Here is a 23,651-nt window from a genome sequence, read left to right as displayed (position 1 = left end):
GGAAGTGGTCGCGGAGACCGCGCGAGGCCTACCCCGGAGGGGCCCCGCAGGAGGACCTGACCCGCAGTTCGGGAAGCAGCGACAGATGCCGGCGGGGGGCGGCGCCGCCCGTGCCGCGGGCCTGCGCCAGCCGCTCCACCAGCAGTTCCGTGGCGTGCCGCCCCACCTCGCGCTTCGGCGGCGCGACCGCGGTGAGCGGGGTGTCGGCGAGGGCCGCGACCTCGTCGTCGTACGCGATCAGCGCCAGGTCCTCCGGCACCCGCACACCCAGCTCGGCCAGGCGCTGCACCACCTGGATCGCGTCCACGTCGTTGTGGATCAGCGCCGCCGTGGCCACCCCGGAGGTGACCGCGTCGCGCAGGGCCAGAACCGCGTCCTCGAAGCCGTCCGGGGCCAGCTCGGCCGGTACGGAATCGATCACGTCCTGCGGGGCGCGCAGCTTCAGGACGCCCAGCGCCTCCTCGTACCCGGACCGCACGGCGACCGCCGTCGGGGAGTCCGCGCGGGCCATCAGCAGCGGCGCGCCGTGGCCCAGTCCCACCAGGTGGCGCACGGCCAGCAGCACCCCGTGCCGGTGGTCCGAGCAGACCCGGTCCAGGGCGTCGAGCGGGGAGCCGGCGGCGGGCTGCCGCTCCAGCAGCACGGTGGGCACGGGCAGCGAGGTGATCCAGTCGCCGAACGCCGCCGGGTCGCCGGGCCGCCGCCAGCCGGGCGCGACCAGCATGCCCTCGGCGCCCGCCGCGAGCAGGCCCTCGGTGCGGGCGTGGTCCTCCTCCGGGCGGTAGTCGGAGATCCGCAGGATCAGCCGGGCGCCGGCCCGCGCCGCCGCCTCGTGCGCTCCGCGGATCACCTCGGCGAAGTAGTACGTCGCGGAGGGCGCGAGCATGCCCAGGACCGTCCCGCCACCCGGGCCGGCGGCACCCGGACCGGGGGCCGCGGCGGACGCGGGCGTGGCGGCCCGCGGCCAGGAAACGGAGCCGTGCACCCGGTCGAGCAGACCCCGGACCGCCAGATCCTCCACGTCCCGGCGGGCCGTGACGGGGGAGACCCCCAGCAGGGAGGCGAGATCCGAGACGCGGGCCGAGCCCCGTTCGCGGACCAGGTCCAGCAGTCGGTCATGACGTTCAGCAGCACTTTCGCGCACGGCAGCAGTCCCCTCGCAATGTGTGGCGCGGTCCCCGGTCCGGCCGTTCCCGGAGCCTGTCCCGACCCTAGTCCAGCGTGATCGAACGATGGCAGTTTCGATCATTCAAACGCAATCCATTGACGTTCGATCAATCGGCGTTCAGGATTCCGGCGACGCCGACCGGTCCGACCGACCGATCCGGCCGACCGGCCGATCCACCGGCCGGTGAACCGACCCGACCGCACCGCCCCTGCCCGACCCAACTGCCCGACCGACCCTGACTGTTCGTACGGAGGAATTGTGAGACATCGCGTCACCGCCGTCGCGCTCGCCGCCCTGACCGCCGCCGGTCTGACCGCCACAGGCACCGGCAGCGCGCAGGCCGCGCCCACCGGCCGTACCCACCACGTCGACTGCTCCGCCACCCCCGGCACGGCAGCGGCCGACGGCAGCAGGGCGCGGCCCTGGACCGGCCTCGCCGAGGCGAACGCCCGGACCTACGGCCCCGGCGACCGGCTGCTCTTCCGGCGCGGCGCCACCTGCACCGGCACCCTCGCCCCGCGGGGCGGCGGCTCCGCCCGCGCCCCGTTCACCATCGCCGACTACGGCCACGGCGCCGCCCGCGCCCGGCTCGACGGCGCGGGTGCCCACGATGCCGTACTGCTCTCCAACACGCAGTACGTCCACCTCCGCGACCTGGAGATCACCAACGCCGACAACCCCGGCAGCGAGCGCAACGGTGTCCGTCTCCGGCTCACCGACTACGGCACCGCCCGCGGCTTCAGCATCTCGGGCCTGTACATCCACGATGTGCGCGGCGGCGACTTCAAGACACTGGCCGGCTCCAGCGCGATCCACATCGCCGTCGAGGGCACGGCGAAGGCCAGCCGGTACGACGGTCTCGACATCGGCTACAACCGGATCGAGAACGTCGACCGCGAGGGCATCTACTTCAAGTCCACCTTCTCCAAGCGCGATCTGGTCGGCCAGCAGCAGGACCCGAACGTCTACCCGGGGGAGTGGACGCCCAGCACCGGCGTCCGTATCCACCACAACACCCTGAAGTCCCTCGCGGGCGACGGCATGAAGCTGGACACCACCAGCGGCGCCCGCGTCGACCACAACAGGATCGACGGCTTCCAGCTCCGCTCGCCCTCCGCCAACGCGGGCATCTGGACCTTCAACACGGACGACACGACCATCGAGTACAACGAGGTCTCGGACGGCGGCAACACCCACGACGGCATGTCCTTCGACGCCGACGGCGCCTCCCGGAACACGGTCTTCCAGTACAACTACAGCCACGACAACAAGGGCGGCTTCCTGCTGATCTGCCCGTACAGCGGGGCCCGGACCATCGGCACGGTCGCCCGCTACAACGTCAGCCGCAACGACGGCGCGCGCCTCATCCAGAACTGCTGGGGCCCGATCCTCGACACCCGTATCCACAACAACACCTTCGTCAACAGCGCGGAGACGGTGCCCGGTTACCTCGTCCAGGACGACGCCGGCAGCCCCGCCACCACGCGGCACGAACTGTCCATCCGCAACAACCTCTTCGTGAGCGAGGGCACCGGCGGCTACGCCTTCAAGAACCCGAGCGCCGGGCTCTCCTTCGACCACAACGCCTTCCACGGCATCGACATGACCCGCCCCGACCCCGGTGGCATCACGGCCGACCCGAAGCTGCGCCCCGACTTCCGGCTGGGCAAGGGCTCGCCCGCCCTCGCCGCCGGAGCCGAGATCGAGGACAACGGCGGCAAGGACTACTTCGGCAACAGGCTGAAGCCCGGCGCCCCCAACATCGGCGCCTATGCGGGCCGCGGCGTCCGGTAGATCCCGCTGCGCGTCCGGGCCGGGCGGTCGCCACCCCTCACCGCGCTCCCCTCACCGCGCTCCCCTCACCGCGCACCGGTCACCGCGCACCGGTCACCGCGCACCGGTCACCGAGGTCCGTACTTGCGGCCTGTCCTGGAGGAGACCCCTCCGAGCAGGCCGCGAGGCGTGACCTTGACCAGTCCCATCAGCGCCTTGTAGCGCGGGTCCGGGATCGACACCGACTTGCCGCGCGCCAGATCCGAGAGCGCCGCCGCCACCAGCTTGTCGGCGTCCAGCCACATCCACCCCGGGATGTTGCCCGTCCCCATCCCGGCGCGGTCATGGAACTCCGTACGGACGAAGCCGGGGCAGAGCGCCATCAGCCTGACCCCCGACCCCGCCAGATCCTTCGCCGTGCCCTGGGTGAACTGCACGACCCACGCCTTCGACGCCCCGTACGTCCCGCGCGGCAGGAACGCCGCGACGGAGGCCACGTTGATGACCCCGCCCCGGCCCCGCTCCCGCATACCGGCGGCCGCCGCCGAGGTCAGCCGCAGCACGGCCTCGCAGTGCACCTTCAGCATCATCAGCTCATCGGCGACGGGCACATCCAGATAGCGCCCCTTGTGGCCGAAACCGGCGTTGTTGACCAGCAGGTCGACCGGGTGCAGGGCGTCCTCCAGCCGCGCCTCGACGGCCGCGATCCCGGAGTCCTGGGACAGATCGGCGCTCAGCACCTCGGCCTCGATGCCGTGCCGGTCGTGCAGTTCGGTGGCCTGGACCCGCAGCCGCTCGGTGTCACGGGCCACCAGCACCAGGTTGTGCCCGTCGCCCGCGAGCCGCCGCGCGAAGGCGGCCCCGATTCCCGCCGTCGCGCCCGTAATCAGTGCAGTCGTCATACGCGGCACGTTAGTGCCCCGCGCGCCCTGCCGGACCCTCCGACCGCCGGGCGGACAGCGCTATGCGCCCAACGGCCCCGGGCCGTGCTCCTCGACGTACGCCCGCGCCTTGCGCAGCGCCTCGGGGTGCAGCGCGTCCCCGGCGGCCAACAGGCGGGGCAGCAGATCCCGTTCGGTCGTCACCGCGCGGAACTGCAGGGCCACCGTGATGTCGTGGTCGGGGCGGTGCACGATCTCCACGGGGTCCCCGGCGTGGATCGTGCCCGGCTCGATCACCCGGAGGTACGCGCCCGGGGCGGCCGCCCCGGTGAACCGCTTGACCCACCCCTTCTCGCCGACATGGCCCGCGAAGGTCCGGCACGGAATGCGGCCCGAGGTCACCTCCAGCACCAGGCCGGTGCCGATCCGCCAGCGTTCACCGATCCTCGCGCCGCTCACGTCGATGCCCAGGGTCGTCAGATTCTCGCCGAACGCTCCGTTCGGGAGCTCCCGCCCGCCCAGCACCCGCTCCCAGCCGTCCAGCTCCTCGCGGGCGAAGGCGTACACGGCCTGGTCGCTGCCGCCGTGGTGGCGCAGATCGCACACCGCGTCCCCGCCGACCCCACTGCCGCCGATCCCCTTCGCGCCCGGATCGGCGACCCGTACCGGACCCTCGACGGGCCGTTTGTCGATTCCGGTCGGGGCGTCGGAGTACGCGGAGGGGCGGGGGATCCCCACATTTACGGTCAGCAGCTTCATGCCGCATACGCTAACGAATCATGTCTCAAAGTAACTAGGCAATAATTCGCCACTCATGCAAGAGTCGCTTATGGTGGTGGGGTGATCGAAGCCCGTCATCTCCGTGTCCTGCGCGCCGTGGCCACCACCGGCTCCTTCTCCGCCGCCGCGCGTGAACTGGGCTGCACCCAGCCCGCCGTCAGCCAGCAGATGAAGGCGCTGGAGTCCTCCGCGGGCACCACGCTGCTGATCCGTACGGGCCGCGAGATGCGCCTCACCCAGGCGGGCGAGGCGCTGGTACGGCATGCCTCCGGCATCCTGGCCGGGCTCACCGCCGCCGAGGAGGAGGTCGCCGCGATCGCCGGGCTGCGGGCGGGCCGGGTCCGGCTCGTCTCGTTCCCCAGCGGCAGCTCCACCCTGGTCCCCGGCGCCCTCGCCGCGCTGCGCGCGGAGCACCCCGGCACCCGGGTCTCCCTCGTCGAGGCCGAGCCGCCGAGGTCGGTGGAGATGCTGCGCGACGGCGACTGCGACATCGCGCTGGCCTTCCGGTACGGGACATCCGGTGGCGAATGGGACGACCTGGTCGCACGCCCCCTGCTCACAGACCGGCTCATCGGCCTGGTTCCGGACGGGCACCGGCTGGCCGGGGCGGAGAGCGTGGGCATCGGCGAACTGGCCGAAGAGCCCTGGATCGCCGGCTGCCCGCGCTGCCGCCGCCAGCTCGTGGAGGTCTGCGAGGAGTCCGGCTTCACCCCCCGGATCGACTTCGCCACGGACGACTACCCGGCGGTGATCGGCCTGGTCGGCGCGGGCCTGGGGGTGGCGGTGCTCCCGGCGCTGGCGATCGAGTCGGTACGCCCCAAGGGGGCCCGCACCATCACGGTGGAGCCGGCCATCGAGCGCGAGATCGTGGCGCTGACCCTGCCGGACCTGGCCCGGGTCCCGGCGGTGGCGGCCACCCTGGACCAGCTGTCCCTGGCGGCCGCCCGCTGAGCTGACGCCCGCCGGTCCGCGGCGGCCACCGGTCCGCGGGGCGGTGGCCCCGGGCCGGGGTGGCCACCGGGGGCGCCGCCGGCGCCCGCGCGGCCCACCGTGCCGTGCGGTGCCGGCTCACGGAGCTGTCCCGTGCCGACTCACGGCGCGCTCCAGCGCCGGCGTACGACGTCGTCCGTTCCCGGTGCGCGCCATGTCCGCCGTTTGGGAGAAACGTTTCTGCGTCAGGAGGGCGGGCCCGGGTGTCAGGCGCGTCCGGATCCGTGGGCGGCGCCCGACGGGGTCGCCGCGATCAGGCGGTTGCGTGCGCGGCCCATGAGCTCTTCGCGCTCGTCCTCGGTCAGGCCGCCCCACACTCCGTAGGGCTCCCGTACCGCCAGCGCGTGTGCCGCGCACTCGGCGCGTACCGGGCAGCGCATGCACACCTCCTTCGCCGAGGTCTCGCGTGCGCTCCGAGCCGCCCCGCGCTCACCTTCCGGGTGGAAGAACAGTGAGCTGTCGACCCCTCGGCAGGCGGCCAGGAGCTGCCAGTCCCACAGGTCTGCATTGGGTCCGGGAAGGCGGGAGAAATCTGCCATTGCTTGTCCCCTCGAAACCGTGCTGAGTCGGAAACGGCATCCTCGACCGTCGTCGATCTTTCGGCGGCCGGAGTTCCGACCGTACATCTACGGTGTAAGTAGATGTAAATATGACTGATTGCGAATCTAGCCATAGACACCGGGAAAAGGGAAGAAAACCCGCCAAATAGGGCATACCTTCGGGTGGAGATTCGGGTGGGAGGTGGATCGCCCGCGCCGTTCTCCTCCGTGTGCGGCCCTTCACGTAGAGTGCCGAACCCGACGGTCCGACCCGTAACTCTTTCGAGTGACCATCGTTGAGAGGGCGGAGGCGGTTGACGGAGAACGAGCTCGGGCACATGTCCGAGGGGGTCAACCGCACAGGTGACGACTTGTATCAGCCTGGAGGCTCAAGGTGACGCGCATCAGCTGCGGAGGACGGTCATGACATCCGTCCTCGTCTGCGACGACTCCCCGCTCGCCCGAGAAGCGCTCCGTCGCGCGGTGGCCACTGTGCCCGGCGTCGAGCGTGTGACGACGGCGGCCAACGGCGAGGAAGTCCTCCGCCGCTGGGGTGCCGATCGTTCGGATCTGATTCTGATGGACGTACGCATGCCCGGTCTGGGGGGTGTGGAGACGGTCCGGCGGCTGCTCTCCGCGGACCCCGGGGCCCGGATCATCATGCTGACCGTCGCCGAGGACCTGGACGGGGTCGCGCTCGCGGTCGCCGCCGGGGCCCGCGGTTATCTGCACAAGGACGCCTCGCGCGCCGAGCTGCGGGCCACCGTGACCCAGGCGCTGGCCGATCCGACGTGGCGGCTCGCCCCGCGCCGGCTGCGGTCCGCCGAGATGGGCGCGGCCCCCACGCTCACCGCGCGGGAGATCCAGGTGCTCGAAGGCATGAGTCACGGCCGTTCCAACGCGGAGATCGGGCGCGAGCTCTTCCTCTCCGAGGACACGGTGAAGACGCACGCCAGGAGGCTGTTCAAGAAGCTCGGCGCCTCGGACCGCGCCCATGCGGTGGCGCTCGGTTTCCGCTGGGGTCTGGTCCGCTGAGGGCGGGGGCCGTGCCCGGCAGCCGAGGTCTTCCCCGTCCGCACTCCGGCGGACGGGGCGACGCGGCCGACGGGCCGGCGGTCCGGCCGCGGCGGTGGACCCGGAGCCCGGCGGCGTGCCTGTGCCGGACCCTCCGTACCGGCGCTGTGTGACGCTTCCCGGCCGATGACGCATCCTTGAGTCGTGGAGTTCCTCGGGAACGATTCGGACGAGCGGAAGGGGAGGGCGCAGGACATGACATCCGGCGCACCCGCTCATAACGCTTCGGTGCACAACTCAGGACGCGGTGGAGCGGACCAGAACGCATCAAGGCACCATGGTCCGATGCGCGACGACGAGACAACGGTGATCGGTGCTCTGGTGCACCGTGCCGTCGAGGGCGACGCGCAGGCCACCCACGATCTGCTGGCCCATGTCCACCCCCTCGCTCTGCGTTACTGCAGGTCCCGGCTGAACCGGCTGCCCGGTGACGCTCGCCACTTCGTGGAGGACCTGGCGCAGGAGGTGTGTGTCGCGGTGCTGATGGCACTGCCGCGCTACAAGGACACCGGCAGGCCCTTCGAAGCCTTCGTCTTCGCCATCGCGGGCCACAAGGTCGCCGACCTCCAGCGCGCCGCCATGCGGCACCCGGGGTCGACGGCCGTCCCCTCCGACGAGATGCCGGAGCGGCCCGACGATTCCCTCGGCCCCGAGGAGCGCGCGCTGCTCAGCAGCGATGCGGCCTGGGCGAAGAAGCTCCTCGCCAACCTTCCGGAGAACCAGCGGGAACTGCTGGTCCTGCGGGTCGCGGTCGGTCTGACCGCGGAGGAGACCGGGCAGATGCTCGGCATGTCCCCGGGCGCGGTCCGGGTCGCCCAGCACCGCGCGCTCAGCAGGCTGCGGGCCCTCGCCGGGCAGTAGCCCGCCGGGCGGCGGAGGGGCCGGGCGTGCGAACCGTAGGAAGGTACAAAAACTCTTAGTGATCTTGATCGTGGAATGAGACACCCGTGGAGCCCGTTAGCATGGACATCCGCACCGATCAAGGCCATTTGGGGAAGGTGTCATGACTGCAAACGTCGACGGAGTGCCCGAGAAATTCGCGACGCTCGGGCTGACATACGACGACGTGCTGCTGCTGCCCGGCGCGTCCGACATGGCGCCCGATCAGATCGATACCTCCTCGTACATCTCGAAGAACGTACGGGTGAACATCCCGCTGCTCTCCGCAGCGATGGACAAGGTCACCGAAGCACGCATGGCGATCGCCATGGCCCGGCAGGGCGGCGCGGGCGTACTGCACCGCAATCTCTCCATCGCCGACCAGGCCAACCAGGTCGACCTGGTCAAGCGCTCCGAGTCCGGCATGGTCACCGACCCGATCACGGTGCACCCCGACGCCACGCTCAGCGAGGCGAACGACCTGTGCGCCAAGTTCCGCATCAGCGGCGTCCCGGTCACCGACCCGGCGGGCAAGCTCCTCGGCATCGTCACCAACCGTGACATGGCCTTCGAGCCCGACCGCACGCGCCAGGTGCGCGAGGTCATGACGCCGATGCCGCTGGTCACCGGCAAGGTCGGCATCTCCGGCGTGGACGCCATGGAGCTGCTGCGCCGCCACAAGATCGAGAAGCTGCCGCTGGTCGACGAGGCGGGGGTCCTCAAGGGCCTCATCACCGTCAAGGACTTCGTCAAGGCCGAGAAGTACCCGAACGCGGCCAAGGACAAGGGCGGCCGGCTGCTCGTCGGCGCGGCCGTCGGTGTCGCGGGCGACGCCTACGAGCGTGCCCAGGCGCTCATCGAGGCGGGCGTCGACTTCATCGTCGTCGACACCGCCCACGGCCACTCCCGGCTGGTCGGCGACATGGTCTCCAAGATCAAGTCGAACGCGTCGGTCGATGTCATCGGCGGCAACATCGCCACCCGTGACGGCGCCCAGGCGCTGATCGACGCCGGTGTGGACGGCATCAAGGTCGGCGTCGGCCCCGGCTCCATCTGTACGACACGGGTGGTCGCCGGTATCGGCGTTCCGCAGGTCACCGCGATCTACGAGGCCTCGCTCGCCGCCAAGGCGGCCGGTGTCCCGGTCATCGGCGACGGCGGTCTCCAGTACTCGGGCGACATCGCCAAGGCCCTGGTGGCCGGCGCGGACACCGTGATGCTCGGCTCGCTGCTCGCGGGCTGCGAGGAGTCCCCGGGCGAGCTGCTCTTCATCAACGGCAAGCAGTTCAAGTCGTACCGCGGCATGGGTTCGCTCGCCGCGATGCAGACCCGCGGCGACCGCAAGTCCTTCTCCAAGGACCGCTACTTCCAGGAGGGCGTCGCCTCCGACGAGAAGCTGGTCCCCGAGGGCATCGAGGGCCAGGTGCCCTACCGGGGCCCGCTCTCCGCGGTCGTCCACCAGCTCACCGGCGGTCTGCGCCAGTCGATGTTCTACGTCGGCGGCCGCACCGTGCCGGAGCTCCAGGCCAACGGCCGGTTCGTACGGATCACCTCGGCGGGTCTCAAGGAGAGCCACCCGCACGACATCCAGATGACCGTCGAGGCGCCGAACTACAGCAGGAAGTAACGCGAAACCGCAGGTGAGGGGCGGACCGGTGTTCCCGGGACCGCCCCTCACGCGTGTGTCGGGGATACTGGTCAGCGCAGACGTAGAGGGAAAGGCCACATCATCGTGACTGAGATCGAGATCGGGCGCGGCAAGCGCGGCCGCCGGGCATACGCATTCGACGACATCGCCGTCGTACCGAGCCGCCGCACCCGTGACCCGAAGGAGGTCTCGATCGCCTGGCAGATCGACGCCTACCGCTTCGAGCTGCCGTTCCTGGCCGCTCCCATGGACTCCGTGGTCTCTCCGCAGCACGCGATCCGGATCGGCGAGCTCGGCGGCCTGGGCGTGCTCAACCTGGAAGGGCTGTGGACCCGGCACGCCGACCCGCAGCCGCTGCTCGACGAGATCGCCGAGATGCCCGTCGAGTCCGCGACCCGCCGGCTCCAGGAGATCTACTCCGCGCCGATCCAGGAGGAGCTGATCGGGCAGCGCATCAAGGAGGTGCGCGACTCCGGTGTCGTCACCGCCGCCGCGCTCTCGCCGCAGCGCACCGCCCAGTTCTCCAAGGCCGTCGTCGACGCGGGTGTGGACATCTTCGTCATCCGCGGTACGACGGTCTCCGCCGAGCATGTCTCGGGTGCGGCCGAGCCGCTCAACCTGAAGCAGTTCATCTACGAGCTGGACGTCCCGGTGATCGTCGGCGGCTGCGCCACGTACACCGCGGCCCTGCACCTGATGCGCACCGGCGCGGCCGGTGTCCTGGTGGGCTTCGGCGGCGGCGCCGCGCACACCACGCGCAACGTCTTCGGCATCCAGGTCCCGATGGCGACCGCGGTCGCCGATGTGGCCGGGGCCCGCCGCGACTACATGGACGAGTCCGGCGGCCGCTACGTCCACGTGATCGCGGACGGCGGCGTCGGCTGGTCCGGCGACCTCCCGAAGGCCATCGCCTGTGGCGCGGACGCCGTGATGATGGGCTCCCCGCTGGCCCGTGCGACGGACGCCCCGGGGCGTGGCCGGCACTGGGGCATGGAGGCCGTCCACGAGGACGTGCCGCGCGGCAAGCTGGTGGACCTGGGCTCGGTCGGGACGACGGAGGAGGTCCTCACCGGTCCTTCGCACACCCCCGACGGCTCGATGAACATCTTCGGCGCCCTGCGCCGCGCGATGGCCACCACGGGCTACAGCGACCTCAAGGAGTTCCAGCGCGTCGAGGTGACGGTGGCGGACTCGCAGCACCGCCGCTGAGCCGTCCCCACGGAAGCCGGTCCGTACCTGCGGAACGCTGAACCGTGCCCACGGAACGCTGAGCCGTACCTGCGGAACGCTGAACCGTACCTGCGGAAAGGGCCCGGACCGTCATATGACGGTCCGGGCCCTTTCCGTATTCCCGTACGGGCGGGGCGGGTGTCAGCCGGCCTTCTTGGCGCCGCCGATCGCGGCGATCGGTCCCAGGGCGAGGAAGAGGTAGGTCATGAAGTCGGACTCTTCCTTCCAGAGCCGGCTCACCACGTCGAAGTGGTCGAAGAAGACCTCGGAGAAGGTCGCGCCCGCCACGTCCGCCATGATCATCGACATGCCGACGAGCTGGCCGAGGTAGACGGCGCCGAGCGAGAAGAGCGCGGCGGCCCCGACGACGACCGGGTTGCTCCCGCCGACCTTGCTGGCCGCGAAGCCGACGAGGAAGCCGACGCCGACCGCCGCGTAACCGACCTCGCGCTCGATGGAGCCCGCGATCACGCCGTACAGGATGCCCGCGATGATCGCCGCGCCCAGCGCGGTCACCACACCGAGCGCGAGGTTGTTGCGCGCCGGGGGTGCCGGGGTGAAGGGGGTGCCGCCGCCGAACTGGCCCGGCTGCTGCCCCGCGAAGGGGTTGCCGGTGGGGGCGCCGGGCTGCTGGCCGTACGGGTTGCCCGTCGGGGCGCCCGGCTGCTGGCCGTAGGGGTTGCCGGTCGGGGCACCGGGCTGCGGCTGGTTCGCGTACGGGTTGCCGTCGGCGGGCTGGCCCCCGTAGGGCTGCTGGGGCTGGTTCGGCGGCACGGGCTGGCTCACGGTGGGTCTCCCCCTGGGGCGAATGCGCACGACTGTGCGAGTTGTGACGCCGCAGGCTAGCAGTCAGTTCCGACAACGCCCACCGAAAACGTTGGGGCGACTGGCCCGGAGCCCGTTCGGGAGGCTTCTTCAGAGCCGGTGCGCGGCTCCGGCGGGGGTGGCTCCCCGGGTGTCCAGGAGAAGCTGGGCCTTCACCGCGAGGCCCTGGAGGTCGTAGGTGCGGTGCTGCTGGAGCAGGACGGTCAGGTCGGCGCCGGCGGCGGCCTCGTACAGGGAGTCGGCGCGCGGCACGGGCAGCTCGCGGACGCGCCAGTCCAGGACGTGCGGGTCGTGGTAGCCGATCTGCGCACCCATGTCCATCAGCCGGGTCGCGATCTCGCGGGCGGGGGAGGCCTCCTGGTCGGCGCTGTCCGGTTTGTAGGTGACGCCCAGGAGCAGGACCCTGGCCCCGCGGACGGACTTGCCGTGCTCGTTCAGCAGGGTGGCGCAACGCTGGATCACATAGCTCGGCATACGGTCGTTGATCTCCTGGGCGAGCGAGACCATGCGCAGGGGGTGGCCGGGGGTGCGGGTGCTGTACGGGAGGTAGCCGGGGTCGACCGGGGCGCCGTGGCCGCCGACGCCGGGTCCCGGCCGGAAGGGCTGGAAGCCGAAGGGCTTGGTCTCGGCGCACCGGATGACGTCCCACAGATCGACGCCGAGGTCGTGGCAGAGCACCGCCATCTCGTTGACCAGGGCGATGTTGACGTGCCGGAAGTTGGTCTCCAGGACCTTGGTCATCTCGGCCTCGCGGGGCCCGCGCGCCCGGACGACCTTGTCGGTGAGCCGGCCGTAGAAGGCCGCGGCCGATTCGGTGCAGGCGGGAGTGAGCCCGCCGATGACCTTGGGGGTGTTGGCGTAGACGTGGGTGCGGTTGCCGGGGTCGAGCCGGCCGGGGGAGCAGGCGAGGTGGAAGTCGCGTCCGGCGCGCAGGCCCGAGCCCTCTTCGAGCAGGGGGCGCAGGAAGTTCTCGGTGGTGCCCGGGGGGACGGACGACTCCAGCAGGACGGTGGTGTGCGGCCGCAGCCGGGCGGCCAGCGCGCGGGCCGCGTCGCCCAGCGCCGTGAGGTCGAGGGTGCGGTCGGCGCCGAGCGGGGTCGGGGCGCAGATCACGGCGGTACGGACCCGGCCGAGCTCGGCCGGGTCGCCGGTGGGCCGGAAGCCCCCGGAGAGCATCCGGCGGATGTCGGAGGCGGTGAGGGAGCCCTCTACGGGGGTGCGGCCCGCGGCGAGTTCCGTGCGGGGGCGTGGGTCGGTGTCGTAACCGACGGTGTCGATGCCGGCGGCGACGGCGGCCTGGGCGAGGGGCAGGCCGAGGTGACCGAGTCCGATGACGGCGAGGTCTGCGGGCATGTCGAGGCCGTCCTTCCCTAAGACCATGAAGACGGAATGCGCAACTGCTGGGAACAGCGCAATGTCAGACTAGGCGTAAATATGACCTATATGTCGCATTGTGTGGCTCCGGTTGTCCGGGTGTTGTCCACAGGCGGTGGCTGAAGTCGCCGACCGCGGACAGAATCGAGAGGTGGGCACGGACGCCCGGCCTCCCGGGCCGGGCCGCACCACCGTGCCCGACCACCCCGATCTACCGGGAGGCAGCAGTGAGGACAGCGACACTGGGACCCGCGGAGCGCGCTGCGGCGCTCGCCGCGATGGCCGAGCGCGAACTGGACGTGCTGGTCGTGGGGGCGGGCGTGGTCGGCGCCGGGACGGCGCTGGACGCCGCGACCAGAGGGCTCTCGACCGGACTGGTCGAGGCCCGCGACTGGGCCTCCGGCACATCGAGCCGGTCCAGCAAACTGATCCACGGCGGGCTGCGCTATCTGGAGATGCTCGACTTCGCGCTCGTGCGGGAGGCGCTGAAGGAGCGCGGGCTGCTCCTGGAGCGGCTCGCCCCGCATCTGGTGAAGCCGGTGCCCTTCCTCTACCCGTTGCAGCACAAGGGCTGGGAGCGGCTCTACGCCGGATCCGGTGTCGCGCTGTACGACGCGATGTCGGTCTCCTCGGGCCATGGCCGCGGACTGCCGGTGCACCGCCACCTCTCGCGCCGGCAAGCCCTGCGCGTCGCGCCCGCGCTGAAGCGGGACGCCCTGGTCGGTGCCCTGCAGTACTACGACGCGCAGATGGACGACGCCCGCTATGTGGCCGCCCTGGTGCGCACCGCCGCCGGATACGGCGCCCAGGTGGCGAACCGGGCGCGGGTGGTCGGCTTCCTGCGCGAGGGCGAGCGGGTCGTCGGGGCCCGGGTGCGGGATGTCGAGGGGGGCGGGGAGTACGAGGTCCGGGCCAAGCAGGTGGTCAACGCGACCGGGGTGTGGACGGACGACACCCAGGCGCTGATCGGTGAGCGCGGGCAGTTCCACGTACGGGCGTCGAAGGGCATCCATCTGGTCGTCCCCAAGGACCGGATCCACTCCTCGACCGGCCTCATCCTGCGCACCGAGAAGTCCGTGCTGTTCGTGATCCCGTGGGGACGCCACTGGATCATCGGGACGACGGACACCGACTGGGACCTCGACAAGGCCCACCCGGCGGCGTCCAGTGCCGACATCGACTATCTGCTCGAACACGTCAACTCGGTGCTGGCCACCCCGCTGACCAGGGACGACGTCCAGGGTGTCTATGCCGGGCTGCGGCCGCTGCTGGCCGGTGAGTCGGACGCCACCAGCAAGCTCTCGCGCGAGCACACCGTGGCGCACCCGGTCCCCGGGCTCGTCGTCGTCGCGGGCGGCAAGTACACGACGTACCGGGTGATGGCCAAGGACGCGGTGGACGAAGCGGTGCACGCGCTCGACCAGCGGGTCGCGGCCTGTGTCACCGAGGACATCCCCCTGCTGGGCGCCGAGGGCTACCGCGCCCTGTGGAACGCCCGCGCCAGGATCGCGGCCAGGACGGGCATCCACGTCGCCCGGGTGGAGCATCTGCTGAACCGCTACGGCTCCATGGTCGAGGAGATCCTGGAGCTGATCACGGCCGACCCCTCACTGGGCGAACCGCTGGCGGCGGCGGACGACTATCTGCGGGCCGAGATCGTCTACGCCGCCTCGCACGAGGGGGCCAGACACCTCGACGACGTACTGACCCGGCGCACCCGGATCTCCATCGAGACCTTCGACCGGGGCACCCGCTCCGCCCGGGAGTGCGCGGAGCTGATGGCCCCGGTGCTGGGCTGGGACGCGGGGCAGGTCGAGCGGGAGGTCGAGCACTACGAGAAGCGTGTGGAGGCGGAGCGGGAGTCGCAGCGTCAGCCGGACGACCTGACGGCGGACGCGGCACGGCTCGGGGCGCCGGACATCGTGCCGATCTGATGCGCGTCCCGCGGCCCCTGACGGGCGGCGGTCCACGGCGGGCAGCGGTTCCGACGGGCGGCGGTCCACGGCGGGGGCCGCCCCCGCGGTGGCGTCAGCCGCAGTGGCGTCAGCCGCGGCAGAACTCCGCCTCCAGCAGGGCAGGTTCCAGGCCGTTATCGGACAAGGTGTCCGCGTTGATGCGGAAAGTGAGGATATGTCGGCCCTCGCGGGTCGCGGCGGTACGGACGTAGCTGCCCGGTGCGCGGCCGTTGTGCCCCCACACCGTGATGCCGCAGGAGAGCTTCTGCGGGTAGACGCCCATCCCGTAGGAGCCGTGGGCGGTACGGGTGTTCAGCAGGGCGGCCTGTTGGGCGGGGGGCAGGAGCCGGCCGCCCAGCAGGGCCGCGTAGAAGCGGTTCAGGTCGGCGAGCGTCGAGATCATCTCGCCTGCGGCGCCCGCCAGGCGCGGGTCCATCGCGGTGACGTCCCGCAGGGACCCGTCCCGCGGATCGCGGTGGTAGCCGCGGGAGTGCGGGGCGGGCAGACCGGTTCGGGAGCCCGGGAGGGAGGTTCCGCCGAGGCGGAGGGGGGCGAGGATGCGGCGCCTGATCTCGGTGGCGTAGGAGTGACCGGTGACGCGCTGGATGACCAGGCCCAGCGTCAGGTAACCGGTGTTGGAGTAGGCGTAGCGGCCGGGCGCCGTGGCGGGGCGGCGTGCCGTCGCGGCCCGGACCGTCGCCCCGGCGGACGGGGGCGGTGCGGACGGGCCCGCCCGGCCGGTCATGGAGGGGGTGACGGCCGGCAGGCCGGCGGCGTAGTCGGGAAGACCGCTCGTGTGGGTGAGCAGCGCGCGCAGGGTGATGCGGCGGCCGTCGTTGCCGCGGCCGCGGATCAGCCCGGGGAGATAACGCTCGACCGGGGACGACAGCTTCAGCCTGCCCTCCCCGGCGAGTTGGAGGATCACCGTCGCGACGAACGTCTTGGTGACGCTGCCTGCCCGGAACCGGTCCCGCTGCCGGATGCCGGGACCGGCCGAGGCGTATGTCCGGCCCGGGGCAGTGGCGGAATCGCGGGTCAGCAGGGCCGCGGCCGGGGCGTCGCCCTGGACGAGGAGACGGGGCAGGTAGGAGGCTGCGGGCGTGGGATGTGGTTCGCTGGACGGGCACGCCGTACCCGGGACGAGCAGAAAAAGCACCAGCGGGGCGGCGAGCAGCGCCCTGAGTGTCGGCATGGCGGGGGATCCCTTTCCTCCGGCCACATCATGGCGGACCCCGACCCGGCACCAGGACCGGTCCCGGGGTGAGGGACAATGAACGCTCTGCCAGGGCGGGTTGATCGCAGAGGGGACGCATGTCGGAGGCGGAGCAGGCACGGGAGCCCCAACGGGACAAGGAAGGTCGTCTTCTCGCGGGGCGTTACCGGCTCGGGGAGGTGCTCGGCCGGGGCGGCATGGGCACGGTCCACCGCGCTGCCGACGAGACGCTGGGCCGCACGGTCGCGGTCAAGGAACTGCGGTTCCCGTCGGCCATCGACGAGGACGAGAAGCGCCGCCTGATCACGCGCACCCTGCGCGAGGCGAAGGCGATCGCGCGGATCCGCAACAACGGCGCGGTGACCGTCTACGACGTGGTCGACGAGGACGACCGGCCGTGGATCGTCATGGAACTGATCGAGGGAAAGTCGCTGGCCGAGGCGATCCGTGAGGACGGGACGCTGACCCCCAGGCGTGCCGCGGAGGTCGGGCTCGCCATCCTCGACGTGCTGCGCTCGGCGCACCGCGAGGGCATCCTGCACCGCGATGTGAAGCCGTCCAACGTGCTGATCTCCGAGGACGGCCGGGTCGTGCTGACCGACTTCGGCATCGCCCAGGTCGAGGGCGACCCGTCGGTCACTTCGACCGGCATGCTCGTCGGCGCCCCCTCGTACATCTCTCCCGAGCGGGCCCGTGGCCACAAGCCGGGGCCGCCCGCCGACCTGTGGTCGCTCGGCGGACTGCTGTACGCGAGCGTCGAGGGCTGCCCGCCGTACGACAAGGGGTCGGCGATCGCCACCCTGACGGCCGTGATGACCGAACCGCTCGACCCGCCCAAGAACGCGGGCCCGCTGGAGGAGGTCATCTACGGCCTGCTCGCCCGGGACCCCGACCATCGGCTGGACGACGCCGGGGCGCGTGCCCTGCTCAACGCCGTGATCAACGCTCCGGACGTGCCGGTGCCGCCGCCGGCCGACTCCACCCAGATCATGGCCCTGCCGGTGCAGGCGGCCGGGCCGGGCGGCGAGTCCGGCGAGGGTGCCCGCGACCGGCTGCGCGGCGCCCTGCGCTCCGTAAGGAACGGGAAGGCGGTCGCGGCGGGTGCCGGGGCCGGTGCTGCCGCCGCCTCCGCGTCCGGGGCGGCCCCGGCCGCGCCCGACGGGAGGCCCCGGCCGCAGGACCGGAATCCCGTGACGGCTTCCCCGGCGGCGCCCGCCGCGGCTCCGGCGTCCGCGCCCAAGGCCAAGCCCCCGGCGGCACCGGCCGGCTCCGCCGCGGTGCCGCCGCAGCGCCCGGGGGGACCGCAGGCCGGCCCCGCGCCCGTCCGCGCGTCCCTCACCGACGTGGTGCCCCGCCGCACCCTGGCGGTCATCGCGGCCGTCGTCGCGCTCGCCATCATCGGCACGGTGCTCGCGATCGCCCTCAGCGGGGGCGACGACAAGGACGACCGGGGCGGCTCGGGCAAGGGCGACACCTCCGCCTCGGCCGGTTCCGCCCAGGGCCAGGGGGGCGCGGGCAAGGAGGGCCAGGGCGGGAGCGACGGCAAGGCTTCGGAGCAGCCGTCCCAGGACCCCAAGACGCAGGACCCGAACACCGAGGACCCGGCGGACCCGCCGAAGCCCCCGGCCGACGCCCTGCCCGCCGGGTACGAGAAGGTCGCCGACAAGCGGTTCCACTTCACCATGGCGATGCCCGGGGGCTTCAAGCGCGACGCCATCGCGGGCAGGAACTCCGGCGGGATCTACAACGCCGACGGCGGCTTCCCGCGGGTCCAGGTCGACTTCAACGACTCGCCCGGGAGCGACGCGGCGGCGGCCTGGGCCGGGGCGGTGGCGGGCACCAAGGTCCGCAGCGACGGCTTCAAACAGATCGGCATCGACAAGGTCGACTACAACGGGTACCCGACCGTCGCCGACTGGCACTTCGAGCGCAACCAGAAGGGCATGCGGGTCCGGGTCCAGAACCGGGGCTTCAAGGTCGACGCCAAGCGCGGCTACTCGATCATGGTCAGCTGCAAGGCGAGCGAGTGGGACGAGGCGGAGTGCAGGACGATGCGGGAGACGGCGTTCGCCACGTTCGAGCCCACTGACTGACAGCCGGACCGAGGGGCGGGCCCGCGGCGGCCGGGTTGCCGTGACCCGGCCGCGTGGCCGGGGCTTGCCACGTATCGTAAGAGGCCGGGGATCGTACGCACCCGGAACCACAGGTCAATTGCGCGGCAACTGACCGTAATTGACTGATTCATACGGCCCTGGTGACCGGGGGACAGTGCGCTCTGGGGAGGCGTCGTGGACGACTACGCGGGTCGGGTGCTTGCCGACCGCTACCGCCTTCCCCTGCCCCCGTTCGACGGTTACGAACTGGTCGAGACCCGGGCGTTCGACACATACAGCGGGCAGGAAGTCCTGGTCCGCCAGGTGCCGTTGCCGGAGATCGTGGACGCGGAGGTGCTCGACGGCGACGGCCTGGCACCGGCCGGCGGGCGCGGCACCGGACGCGCCGCGGGCCGTGCGGTGCGCCGTTCCACGGACCCCGCCGTCCGGCGGGCGATCGAGGCCGCGCAGGCGGCGGCCCAGGTGCCCGACCACCCGCGGCTCGACCAGGTCTTCGACGTGTTCGCCGAGGCGGGATCGCTCTGGATAGTGAGTGAACTGGTACCGGCACGCCCGCTGGCCGCCCTCCTCGCCGAGCGTCCGCTCAACCCGTACCGGGCCGCCGAGATCGGCTCCGATGTGCTGACGGCGCTGCGGGTGCTGCACGCCCACGGCTGGACCCATCGCAACATCACCGTCCGTACGGTCCTGATCTGCGACGACGGCCGCGTGGTGCTGACCGGCCTGGCGGCCGGAGCGGCGGAGGAAGCGCTGTGCGGATATGTCACGGCACCGCTGCCCGACGATGACGATGACGACGACGACCACGCCGCTGATGACGAGGGCGAGCGGGACGGGTCGGCCGAGTACGGCGAGTACGACGCGTACGGCACCTACGCCGACGCGGATCACGTGGACGACACGGATCACCCGGATCACCCGGATCACCCGGATCACCCGGATCACCCGGATCACATGGACGACCCGGACGGCACCTACGGCGCTGGACCGGCGCCCGCCCGCCCGGAGAGCCAGGAGATCGTTCCGCGACCGGCAACCCCGGCCGTCCCGTTCTCCGCCGCACAGTCTTCCGCACAGCCTCCCGCACAGCCTTCCGCCGAGCTCGACCCCGCCGAGCTCGACCCCGCCCCGCTCGACCCCGTGCGGCCCGGCACCGTGCCGCCCGGGGCCGCGAGCGCCGCGCAGTTGCGCGCAGCGCGCGCCGGGGCCATCGCCGCCTACCGTGCGGGCGCCCGCGCCGCCGCCCGGGGGAACGAGGACAAGTACCGCAAGAGGGACGGCACCGAGGACGGCCCGGCCGACGACGACACGGCCCTTCTGCCGGCCCAGCGCCCCGCCTCCGGCGGCTCCGTGCTCCCCGGCGCCTGGGGCAGCGCGTCGGACGACCCGTATGCGGAGGATGACCGGTACGCCTCGGACGACCCGTACGCCCCCGACCCGTACGCCGACGATGCCCCGTACACCGGCCGGGACGGACGTGACGACGACGAGGGCGGCGACGGCCGTCCGCCCGGCCGACGGGTCCACCTGGCCGGCACCTGGGGCGACGGTCCGGGCTCCGGCCGCCCCGTCCCCGCGGGCGGCTCCGGCGAGGACGCGCTGCGCGCCGACTCGCGCCGCCCCGGCAGCACCCCCGTACCGCCCGGCCCGGAGCCGCTGCCCGCCGGGTCCGGGTCCGGCGGCTGGGACGAGGTCGTCGCGGCCGGCCGCGGGACCACCGTCTACCGGGGCCCCGCCACCCCGCGCGCCGCCGAACGCGCCCGGCAGGCACGGATCGCCGTCGTCGGCGCGGTGACCGAGCGCTGGGCGCCCGAGCAGGCCGGACCGGTCCACGAGAACTGGCAGCTCGCCCCGCCCATCGGCCCCGCCACCGACCTGTGGGCGCTCGGCGCTCTGCTCTACCGCGCGGTCCAGGGCCACGCCCCCTACCCCGAGGAAAACGCGGCCGAGCTCGTCCAGATGGTGTGCGGCGAGCCGCCCGCCTTCGCGGAGGAGAGCGGCGCGCTGCGCCCCGTCGTCGAATCACTGCTGCGTCAGGACCCCTCGGAGCGCCCCGACGTCGAGGAGCTGAGCGGCTGGCTGCGCTCCCTGGTGCGGGCCGCCCCGGAGCCGGAAGCGGGCACGGACGTCGTCCCGCTGCCCTCTGCCGACGAAACCCGGCTCCCCATCGTGCGGCGCCGGGGCGAGCTCGTCCGCAAGCGCCGGGGCCGTGGGGGCGGCTCGGCGCACGGCCGGCACCGCCAGGGCAAACAGAAGCAGCGTCAGCAGAAGCCGCGTCAGGAGGAGCAGCACCACGAGGAGCAGTGGCAGGAGGAGCAGCGCCACGAGGAGCAGTGGCAGGAGGCGGGCCTGCTGCCCGAGCAGCCGTACGAGAGCCCCGAACCCCGGGACTCCCGGCCGCCCCGCCCGCCCCGCGAGCCCAAGGGGCCCAGGGTGCTGCGCGAGCCCGCTCGTCCGGGCGGGGGGAGGGGGCCGCGCAGCCTCGGCCGGCTGCTGCTCGTCCTCATCCTGCTGGGCCTGGCCGCCGCCGTCGCGTACGCCCTGATCTTCATGTCCGAGGACGAGCCCGGCGCGGGCGCCGTGCGGACGCCCTCCGGTTCCGCCACCCCCGCCGGTCCCGGCGCCGGGACCCCCGGGTCCTCGCCGGACGCCTCCGCCGACCCCGGCTCCCAGCAGCCGCAGACCAGCCGTTCCGCGGTCGCGCTCGCCCCGGGCTATGTGCTGCGCAAGGACGTGGAGGGCTTCGAGGTCGGGGTGGTCAAGAACTGGCAGCGCAGCCCCGCCAACGCGGACCGTCAGATCCGTTACGGGAGCGACGGGTTCAGTCTGCTGATCGTGCCCGGCCGTGACACCGTCAAGGCCAACGGCGCCGATCCGCTGGCCTATCAGCGGGACAAGGAGCCGGAGCTCCAGCCGTTCCGGGACTCCAGCTGGTCCTCGTCGGCCGGACTGCGCAGGGTCGACGTCGGCCGACAGGCCATGGCGGAGGGCCAGTTCACCTGGCAGGAGAGCGGCGGGCGCGAGGTGTACGTGCGCAACCTGGCGATGATCGTCGACGGCAGGTACCACATCATCCAGGTGATCGGCCCGCACGATCAGCGGGACAAGGTCACCGCCATCTACGAACAGGCCATCGCCTCCTACCGCGTGGGGTCCTGACCGGCTGTCATCACCGCGGCCCGCGCCCCGGCGGAGCGACCCCGGCGGCACGCACCGTGACATCGCCTCCGGCCCGGCCGTTGACGGCGCCCGTGAACGGCGGCCGTACCGGGGCGACAAGCATCACAGTGCGGTCTCGTGGGCGATCCCAGGTTCCATGGCCGTGCATCTCCTCCGTAATCTGGCAGCCGAGGAACGGGGCGGGACAACACGTGGATCATTCACAGGGCACGGGTGCGGGAACGGGTACGGGTCTGGTGCTGGCCGGACGCTACCGGCTGGGCGCGGTCCTCGGACGCGGCGGTATGGGCAAGGTCTGGCGCGCCCATGACGAGGTGCTGCACCGCACCGTCGCCGTCAAGGAGTTGACCGCCGGGCTGTACGTCGCCGAGGCCGACCGCCTCGTCCTGCACGCCCGGACCCAGAAGGAGGCACGCGCGGCGGCCCGCATCACGCACCCCGGCGTCGTCACCGTCCACGACGTCATCGAGTACGACAACCGCCCCTGGATCGTCATGCAGTACGTCGACGGGCCCTCGCTCGCCGACGCGGCCAAGGAGACCGGCGAGATGGCGCCGCGCGAGGCGGCCAGGATCGGCCTCCACGTGCTGAGCGCCCTGCGGGCCGCGCACAGTGCCGGAGTGCTGCACCGGGACGTCAAACCCGGCAACGTCCTGCTCGCCCGCGACGGGCAGGTGCTGCTCACCGACTTCGGGATCGCCGCGATCGAGGGCGACTCCACCATCACCAGGACCGGTGAACTGGTGGGATCCATCGACTACCTGGCGCCCGAACGGGTACGCGGCGGAGACCCGGGCCCGTCCTCCGACCTCTGGTCGCTCGGCGCCACGCTGTACACCGCCGTCGAGGGGCGCTCCCCGTTCCGCCGTACGTCTCCGATCTCCACGATGCAGGCCGTCGTCACGGAGGAGGCGCCCGAGGCCAGGAACGCCGGACCGCTGGCCCCCGTGATCACCGCGCTGCTCCGCAAGGACCCCGAGGACCGGCCCTCGGCCGCCGAGACCGAACGGATGCTGCTGGACGCCATGGAGGGCCGGAAGCCCCGTGCCGCCCAGGAGTTCGTCCCGACCCAGCGGGTCAGCGAGGAAGCCCTGCGCGGACTCCCGCCCCAGGACGGTGCCACCGGCCGGCTGCCCGAGGGGGGCGTGCCTCCCGGCACTCCGCACACCCTGTCCGCCCCGGTCCCCGGCCACAGCCCGGCCCCGCTCCCCGGGCCCGTCTCCGCGCCGGTGACCCGGCGCGGAGGGGCCCGGTGGCGCACCACGCTCGTGGTCATCGCCGCGGCCGCCGTGCTCGGCGGGGCGGCCGGCCTGGCGGCGATGAAGTACGGAGACGGGGACGGCGACGGGGGTTCCGCGGGCAAGAGCGGCTCCCAGGGGGTCGGCACCGCACCGAGGTCCGCCCCGCCCAAGCCCTCGGACCGCGCGACCCCCTCGGCGAAGCCGCTGAAGGAGATACCCGACGGCTGGGAGCGGGTCAACGATCCGGAAGGCTTCAGCCTGCTCGTACCGCAGGGGTGGACGCGCCGCACGGACGGCAGTCAGATCGACTACACGCCGGACAACGGGGCGCACCGCATCCGGATCAGCGTCGACCCGGCACCGGACTTCGAGAACTCGTACAGGCACATGCTGAACCTGGAGAAGGATCTCTCCCGGCGGCTGCCCGGTTACGAGCGGATCACCCTGGAATCCAACACCTACCGTGACCGGCCGGGTTCCCTCTGGGAGTTCACCTGGGTCGAGTCCAAGGAACATCCCGGCCCGCGCTACGGCATCGACCAGATGTACTACGGCGAGACGAACGGTCCCGAGTACGCGCTGTACATGACCGCGCCGGAGGCGGACCGGGAGACCAGCCGGGAGCAGTTCGAGATCATGCTGCGCAGCTGGCGGGCTCCCCGGACGACGGACTGACCGAGCGCTGTCGGGTGCATAGGCACTGATCAGCGGTTATGTGGCCAGCGATCACTGGCGAGTTTGCGGAGGGGGCGGCCGTCGGCTTGTGGGGAGTGTGAAAACCTATTAC

At 72.3% G+C, this 23,651-nt stretch carries 17 protein-coding genes; 10 read left to right on the top strand and 7 right to left on the bottom strand.

Annotated elements, in window-relative coordinates; all coding sequences use genetic code 11:
• Positions 1–28: 28 nt before the first annotated feature.
• Positions 29–1,144 (bottom strand): substrate-binding domain-containing protein, encoded by a 1,116-nt coding sequence (locus tag ACIGJO_RS15025; RefSeq protein ID WP_399957536.1) that lies wholly within the window; start codon positions 1,142–1,144, stop codon positions 29–31.
• Between the two features lie 282 nt (positions 1,145–1,426).
• On the opposite strand from ACIGJO_RS15025, the gene ACIGJO_RS15020 reads away from it, so the two are divergent.
• Positions 1,427–2,962 carry a right-handed parallel beta-helix repeat-containing protein gene (locus ACIGJO_RS15020; protein WP_399957533.1) on the top strand — a complete coding sequence of 512 codons (1,536 nt, stop codon included), beginning with the start codon at positions 1,427–1,429 and terminating at the stop codon, positions 2,960–2,962.
• A gap of 107 nt (positions 2,963–3,069) precedes the next feature.
• On the opposite strand, the gene ACIGJO_RS15015 is transcribed toward ACIGJO_RS15020, so the two are convergent.
• Complete coding sequence (locus ACIGJO_RS15015; protein ID WP_399957531.1) at positions 3,070–3,843, bottom strand: SDR family NAD(P)-dependent oxidoreductase; 774 nt, start codon at positions 3,841–3,843, stop codon at positions 3,070–3,072.
• A 60-nt stretch (positions 3,844–3,903) separates the two neighbouring features.
• A complete protein-coding gene (locus ACIGJO_RS15010) occupies positions 3,904–4,581 on the bottom strand; it encodes an MOSC domain-containing protein (RefSeq protein ID WP_399957528.1) in 678 nt (225 codons plus the stop codon).
• A gap of 81 nt (positions 4,582–4,662) precedes the next feature.
• On the opposite strand from ACIGJO_RS15010, the gene ACIGJO_RS15005 reads away from it, so the two are divergent.
• Entirely contained in the window at positions 4,663–5,553 is an 891-nt protein-coding gene (locus ACIGJO_RS15005; RefSeq protein ID WP_399957525.1) for a LysR family transcriptional regulator, read from the top strand.
• A 245-nt stretch (positions 5,554–5,798) separates the two neighbouring features.
• On the opposite strand, the gene ACIGJO_RS15000 is transcribed toward ACIGJO_RS15005, so the two are convergent.
• Positions 5,799–6,131, bottom strand: coding sequence for a WhiB family transcriptional regulator (locus tag ACIGJO_RS15000; protein ID WP_329946503.1), 333 nt, complete (start codon positions 6,129–6,131; stop codon positions 5,799–5,801).
• A gap of 423 nt (positions 6,132–6,554) precedes the next feature.
• Between ACIGJO_RS15000 and ACIGJO_RS14995 the strand changes: the two genes are divergently transcribed.
• From ACIGJO_RS14995 to ACIGJO_RS14980, 4 genes are all read left to right on the top strand, one after another.
• A complete protein-coding gene (locus ACIGJO_RS14995; RefSeq protein ID WP_003948568.1) occupies positions 6,555–7,166 on the top strand; it encodes a response regulator transcription factor in 612 nt (203 codons plus the stop codon).
• Positions 7,167–7,490: 324 nt separating this feature from the next.
• Positions 7,491–8,066, top strand: a complete 576-nt coding sequence (locus tag ACIGJO_RS14990) for a sigma-70 family RNA polymerase sigma factor (RefSeq protein ID WP_266923001.1) — start codon at positions 7,491–7,493, stop codon at positions 8,064–8,066.
• Between the two features lie 142 nt (positions 8,067–8,208).
• The gene (gene guaB, locus ACIGJO_RS14985) at positions 8,209–9,711 is read left to right on the top strand and encodes an IMP dehydrogenase (RefSeq protein ID WP_399957521.1); all 1,503 of its coding nucleotides are present in this window, start codon (positions 8,209–8,211) and stop codon (positions 9,709–9,711) included.
• Between the two features lie 105 nt (positions 9,712–9,816).
• Complete coding sequence (locus ACIGJO_RS14980) at positions 9,817–10,941, top strand: GuaB3 family IMP dehydrogenase-related protein (RefSeq protein WP_007453079.1); 1,125 nt, start codon at positions 9,817–9,819, stop codon at positions 10,939–10,941.
• A gap of 162 nt (positions 10,942–11,103) precedes the next feature.
• Here the strand turns inward: ACIGJO_RS14980 and ACIGJO_RS14975 are convergent, their stop codons facing one another.
• Together ACIGJO_RS14975 and ACIGJO_RS14970 are read right to left on the bottom strand one after the other, a co-directional pair.
• Entirely contained in the window at positions 11,104–11,748 is a 645-nt protein-coding gene (locus ACIGJO_RS14975; RefSeq protein ID WP_399957516.1) for a hypothetical protein, read from the bottom strand.
• A 129-nt stretch (positions 11,749–11,877) separates the two neighbouring features.
• Positions 11,878–13,140 carry a nucleotide sugar dehydrogenase gene (locus ACIGJO_RS14970; protein WP_399957513.1) on the bottom strand — a complete coding sequence of 421 codons (1,263 nt, stop codon included), beginning with the start codon at positions 13,138–13,140 and terminating at the stop codon, positions 11,878–11,880.
• 248 nt (positions 13,141–13,388) lie between these two features.
• Here ACIGJO_RS14970 and ACIGJO_RS14965 point away from each other — a divergent pair, with 248 nt between their 5' ends.
• A complete protein-coding gene (locus tag ACIGJO_RS14965) occupies positions 13,389–15,095 on the top strand; it encodes a glycerol-3-phosphate dehydrogenase/oxidase (protein WP_399957510.1) in 1,707 nt (568 codons plus the stop codon).
• 109 nt (positions 15,096–15,204) lie between these two features.
• On the opposite strand, the gene ACIGJO_RS14960 is transcribed toward ACIGJO_RS14965, so the two are convergent.
• The gene (locus ACIGJO_RS14960) at positions 15,205–16,308 is read right to left on the bottom strand and encodes a serine hydrolase domain-containing protein (RefSeq protein ID WP_399957508.1); all 1,104 of its coding nucleotides are present in this window, start codon (positions 16,306–16,308) and stop codon (positions 15,205–15,207) included.
• Between the two features lie 119 nt (positions 16,309–16,427).
• On the opposite strand from ACIGJO_RS14960, the gene ACIGJO_RS14955 reads away from it, so the two are divergent.
• The 3 genes from ACIGJO_RS14955 to ACIGJO_RS14945 all read left to right on the top strand — a co-directional run bounded on the left by ACIGJO_RS14955 (position 16,428) and on the right by ACIGJO_RS14945 (position 23,539).
• A complete protein-coding gene (locus tag ACIGJO_RS14955) occupies positions 16,428–18,422 on the top strand; it encodes a serine/threonine-protein kinase (protein ID WP_399957506.1) in 1,995 nt (664 codons plus the stop codon).
• A 195-nt stretch (positions 18,423–18,617) separates the two neighbouring features.
• Entirely contained in the window at positions 18,618–21,602 is a 2,985-nt protein-coding gene (locus ACIGJO_RS14950; protein WP_399957504.1) for a protein kinase, read from the top strand.
• Positions 21,603–21,814: 212 nt separating this feature from the next.
• Entirely contained in the window at positions 21,815–23,539 is a 1,725-nt protein-coding gene (locus ACIGJO_RS14945; RefSeq protein WP_399957502.1) for a serine/threonine-protein kinase, read from the top strand.
• Positions 23,540–23,651: the final 112 nt, after the last annotated feature.

This window comes from Streptomyces sp. NPDC079020 (assembly GCF_044542225.1).
Taxonomy (GTDB): Bacteria; Actinomycetota; Actinomycetes; order Streptomycetales; family Streptomycetaceae; genus Streptomyces.
This window is presented reverse-complemented; position numbering and strand designations above follow the sequence as displayed.

Bases quoted from the DNA above. Each gene is read 5' to 3' on its own strand.
- ACIGJO_RS15015 (WP_399957531.1), bottom strand. From the start codon at position 3,843: ATGACGACTGCACTGATTACGGGCGCGACGGCGGGAATCGGGGCCGCC.
- ACIGJO_RS15010 (WP_399957528.1), bottom strand. From the start codon at position 4,581: ATGAAGCTGCTGACCGTAAATGTGGGGATCCCCCGCCCCTCCGCGTAC.
- ACIGJO_RS15000 (WP_329946503.1), bottom strand. From the start codon at position 6,131: ATGGCAGATTTCTCCCGCCTTCCCGGACCCAATGCAGACCTGTGGGAC.
- ACIGJO_RS14995 (WP_003948568.1), top strand. From the start codon at position 6,555: ATGACATCCGTCCTCGTCTGCGACGACTCCCCGCTCGCCCGAGAAGCG.
- ACIGJO_RS14990 (WP_266923001.1), top strand. From the start codon at position 7,491: ATGCGCGACGACGAGACAACGGTGATCGGTGCTCTGGTGCACCGTGCC.
- guaB (WP_399957521.1), top strand. From the start codon at position 8,209: ATGACTGCAAACGTCGACGGAGTGCCCGAGAAATTCGCGACGCTCGGG.
- ACIGJO_RS14970 (WP_399957513.1), bottom strand. From the start codon at position 13,140: ATGCCCGCAGACCTCGCCGTCATCGGACTCGGTCACCTCGGCCTGCCC.
- ACIGJO_RS14960 (WP_399957508.1), bottom strand. From the start codon at position 16,308: ATGCCGACACTCAGGGCGCTGCTCGCCGCCCCGCTGGTGCTTTTTCTG.
- ACIGJO_RS14955 (WP_399957506.1), top strand. From the start codon at position 16,428: ATGTCGGAGGCGGAGCAGGCACGGGAGCCCCAACGGGACAAGGAAGGT.